This is a genomic window from Longimonas sp., assembly GCF_040409695.1.
In the GTDB taxonomy this organism is placed as follows: domain Bacteria; phylum Bacteroidota; class Rhodothermia; order Rhodothermales; family Salinibacteraceae; genus Longimonas.
This window is the reverse complement of record NZ_JARWGJ010000216.1, coordinates 1-4,054: the sequence shown is the minus strand read 5'-3', so window position 1 is coordinate 4,054 and position 4,054 is coordinate 1. Positions and strand designations below refer to the sequence as shown.

Sequence of the window (4,054 nt, the reverse complement as noted above, 5' to 3'; positions counted from 1 at the left end):
TACGTGATAACCGTGTGCAACGCGGCGCGCGAGAACTGTCCGTACCTGCCTGCCGCCGAGCAGAACATGCACCAGTCGTTCGACGACCCCTCGGCGGCCACCGGCGCTGAGGCGGAGCAGCTGGCGGTCTTCCGCCGCGTGCGCGACGAGATCGATGCTTGGATTGCGGATACGTTTGCGCCGGATGCAAAGCCTGCGGCGTGAGGAATGGGGGCGTGCGGAGGTCCACAGGCGAACTCCTGCCTCCTACTCGAATAGGAGAACTATCCACTCCGTTGTTGCCTGTCGCCTCTTTTCTATATGACCATCTCCCAATTCATCGAGCGCTGGTCGGCCTCCGGCGGCTCCGAGCGGGCCAACTACCAGCTGTTCCTGAGCGAGCTGTGCGATGTGCTGGAGGTGCCGCGTCCCGATCCGGCCTCCGACAACACCCGCACCAACGATTACGTCTTTGAGCGGCGCGTGCAGTACGCCCACGACCGCACCCGCTCACACGGCTTCATCGACCTGTACAAGCGCGGCTGCTTTGTACTCGAAGCCAAGCAGGGCAGCGACGCCCCCACGCCCACCGAGGCCGAGCAGCTGGGCGTGCGCGAGCCCATCCGTAAGCTGGGCACCGCCCGCCGAGGCACCCGCCACTGGGAGCGCGCCATGACCCGCGCCAAAAATCAGGCGTTTCGCTATGCCAAGGGCCTGCCCGACCGCGACGGCTGGCCGCCGTTTCTGCTGACAGTCGACGTGGGGCACTGCATCGACGTCTACTCCGACTTTGCGCGGCAGGGCAAAAACTACATCCCGTTTCCGGATCAGCAGCGCTACCGCATCCACCTGCAGGATCTGGCCGACCCCGACATTCAGGAGCGGCTGCGGCGCATTTTTACCGAGCCGCTCACGCTCGACCCTGCGCGCCGCGCTACCGAAGTCACCGTCAACCTGGCGCAGAATCTGGCCGAGGTCGCGGCCTCGCTCGAAGCCGATGGCTACGCCGCCGACCGCGTGTCGGGCTTCCTCATGCGCTGCCTCTTCACCATGTTCGCCGAAGACGTGGGGCTCTTGCCCGAACGCCGCTTCCACGACATGATGAACCAGTACCGCGGCCACCTCGACACCTTCCCGCAGGCGCTGGAGCATCTGTGGACGACCATGGACGAGGGCGGATTCGAACCCAGCTTCCAGACCACCATCCGGCGCTTTAACGGCCAGCTGTTTGCGGATGCGGAGGCCCTGCCCGTCTCAGAGGCCCAGCTCGAACTCCTGATCGATGCTGCCCTCGCCGACTGGTCCGAGGTCGAGCCCGCCATCTTTGGCACCCTCCTCGAACGCGCTCTCGACCCGCGTGAGCGCCACAAGCTGGGCGCGCACTTCACGCCGCGGGCCTACGTGGAGCGCCTGGTCGTGCCCACCGTCATTGCCCCGCTGCGATCGGAGTTCGAGGCCGCGCAGACTGCTGCCGTGGCGCTGGAGGCCAACGGCAACGAGGCCAACGCCCGCGAACAGATCGTGCAGTTTCACCGCCGCCTCTGCTCCGTCCGCATCCTCGACCCCGCGTGCGGATCGGGCAACTTCCTGTACGTGACGCTGGAGCACCTGAAACGCCTCGAAGCCGAGGTGCTCGATGCCCTGCACGACTACGCCGGACAGCAGTCGCTCGACATGACCGGCGGCTACCGCGTTTCGCCCGAGCAGCTCCTGGGGCTGGAGGTAAATCCCCGCGCCGCCGCCATTGCCGATGTGGTGCTCTGGATTGGCTATCTGCAGTGGCACTTTCGCACCTATGGCGATGCCGAGCGCCTCGACGCGCCCATCCTGAAAAGCTACAACAACATCCGGCATCAGGATGCGGTGCTTGCCTACGATGAAAAGACGCCCCGCACCACCGACGACGGCACACCCGTCACGCGGTGGGACCGCCGCACCTACAAGGAAGACCCCACCACCGGCGAGATGGTGCCCGATCCCGACGCACAGGAGCCGGTCTACGACTACACCAACCCGCGCCCCGCCCCCTGGCCCGAGGCTGACTTCATCGTGGGCAACCCGCCGTTTATCGGGGCAAAAGACATGCGGGAGGCGCTGGGCGACGGCTACACCGAAGCGCTGCGCGATGCGTATTACCGCAAAGTGCGCCAGAGCGCCGATTTTGTGATGTTCTGGTGGTACAAAGCCGCCAAAGCCGTGCGCGGCAAGCTGGACGGGTGGGATGCGAAGGCCGAGCGCTTCGGGCTGATTACCACCAACAGCATCCGGCAGACCTTTAACCGCAAGGTGATGGAGAAGCAGATCAAGGCCAGCCCGCCGGTGAGCCTGGTCTTTGCGATTCCCGATCACCCGTGGGTCGCCTCCGCCGATGGTTCGGACGTGCGCATTGCGATGACAGTGGGCGCGGTCGCCGACCAGAAAGGCACGCTGCAGACCGTAACGCGCGAGGAGCAGTCCACCGGCATCCACTGGGATGTGGAGCTGGACGAACGCATCGGCAACATCCTGCCGGATCTAACGATTGGCGCGGACGTGGCGGGGGCAGAGGCGCTGGAGGCGAATGAGGATCTGTCCAGTGCAGGCGTGAAGCTGCACGGGTCGGGATTCATCGTTGAGCCCGAGAAAGCCCAAAAGCTGGGACTGGGATCTGTTGATGGACTTGAAAAGCATATCCGCCCATATCGAAACGGGCGCGATCTTGCTCAGACGCCGCGAGATGTGATGGTGATCGACCTGTATGGACTTGAAGCTGAGGACGTGCGTGAACAGTTTCCAGCTGTGTATCAACACGTAAAAGAGCATGTCAAGCCGGAGCGTGATCAGAACCGCAACAAGAAGATCCGGGAGAAGTGGTGGCTGCATGGGCGTGAGCGTCCAGAAATCCGTACAGCACTCAATGGACTTGACAGGTACATTGCCAAGCCAGAAACGGCCAAACACGTATTCTTTGAGTTTCTCGATATTGCGATTCTACCGGACAATATGGTGATCGCTTTTGCTCTCGAAGATGCTCATCACCTCGGCGTCCTGTCCAGTCGCATTCATAAAGTGTGGACGCTGGCGGCTGGAGGCACGCTGGAAGATCGTCCGCGCTACACGAAAACCCAGTGCTTCGACCCCTTCCCGTTCCCAGCCGCGAGCGAGGCACAGAAAGCGCGCATCCGCGAACTGGGTGAGCAGCTGGATCGGCATCGCAAAGAGCGGCTGGCAGCGCACGACGGCCTCACCATGACCGGGCTCTACAACGTGCTCGACAAAGAGCGCGCCGGCGACACGCTGACCGACGACGAGCGGCAGATCCACGAGCAAGGGCTGGTGGGCCTGCTCAAGGAACTGCACGACGACCTCGACGCCGCCGTCGCCGATGCCTACGGCTGGCCCGCCGACCTGCCCGACGACGCAATCCTGCAGCGCCTGGTGGACCTGAACGCCGAGCGGCGCGCCGAAGAAGAGCAAGGGCACATCCGCTACCTGCGCCCCGCCTACCAGGACCCCGACGCCAGCACCCAGGCCGCGCTGGATCTGGAGATCGAGCTCAGCGGCGACGGCGCGCCCGTGGAGCCGCTCCCGTGGCCCGGCACGCTGGCCGAGCGGGCCCAGCTGGTGCGTCAGGTCGTGGAGCAGACCGGCGACCCGCTCACCCCCGAGCAAGTAGCCCGGCACTTCCACCGCGCCCCACGCGCCAAGGTCCGCGATCTCCTCGACACCCTGGCCACCCTCGGCCACCTCACCCCGACCGACGATGGGGCGTTTGTGGGGTGAGGGATGGGTGGAGAGCGGATCGAACGCGGCGATCTTATGGCGCTGACTGCGCACCCCCCCCCTCAGTCGTATGGGCGACAGCTCCCCTCTCCAGGAGAGCGATTACGATAGGGCGCGGTGTGAGATCATCCCTAACTAAGCACGTCTCCTCCATTGTGTACCCCACATCACACCAATCCCTTACCGCCAAGCGCTCTATACATGGGAGGCATCTACGCGCTGGCTGAAGGATCAAGTCCCGATCGTTGTGTAATTGGCGTTCTGCCAGATCTTCATATTAGGCGGCAACAGCCGCTGGTTGTTGCTTCGAAGT

General features: G+C 64.1%; 2 protein-coding genes. Both read left to right on the top strand.

Features of this window, described 5'->3' with window-relative positions:
* Positions 1 to 204, top strand: a 204-nt coding sequence (locus PPP56_RS13160; protein ID WP_502912582.1) for a low molecular weight phosphatase family protein, incomplete at its 5' end; no start/stop codon positions are given.
* Positions 205 to 300: 96 nt separating this feature from the next.
* Positions 301 to 3,741: a class I SAM-dependent DNA methyltransferase gene (locus PPP56_RS13155; RefSeq protein ID WP_353564512.1), complete on the top strand. Its 3,441-nt coding sequence runs from the start codon at positions 301 to 303 to the stop codon at positions 3,739 to 3,741.
* Positions 3,742 to 4,054 lie beyond the last annotated feature (313 nt).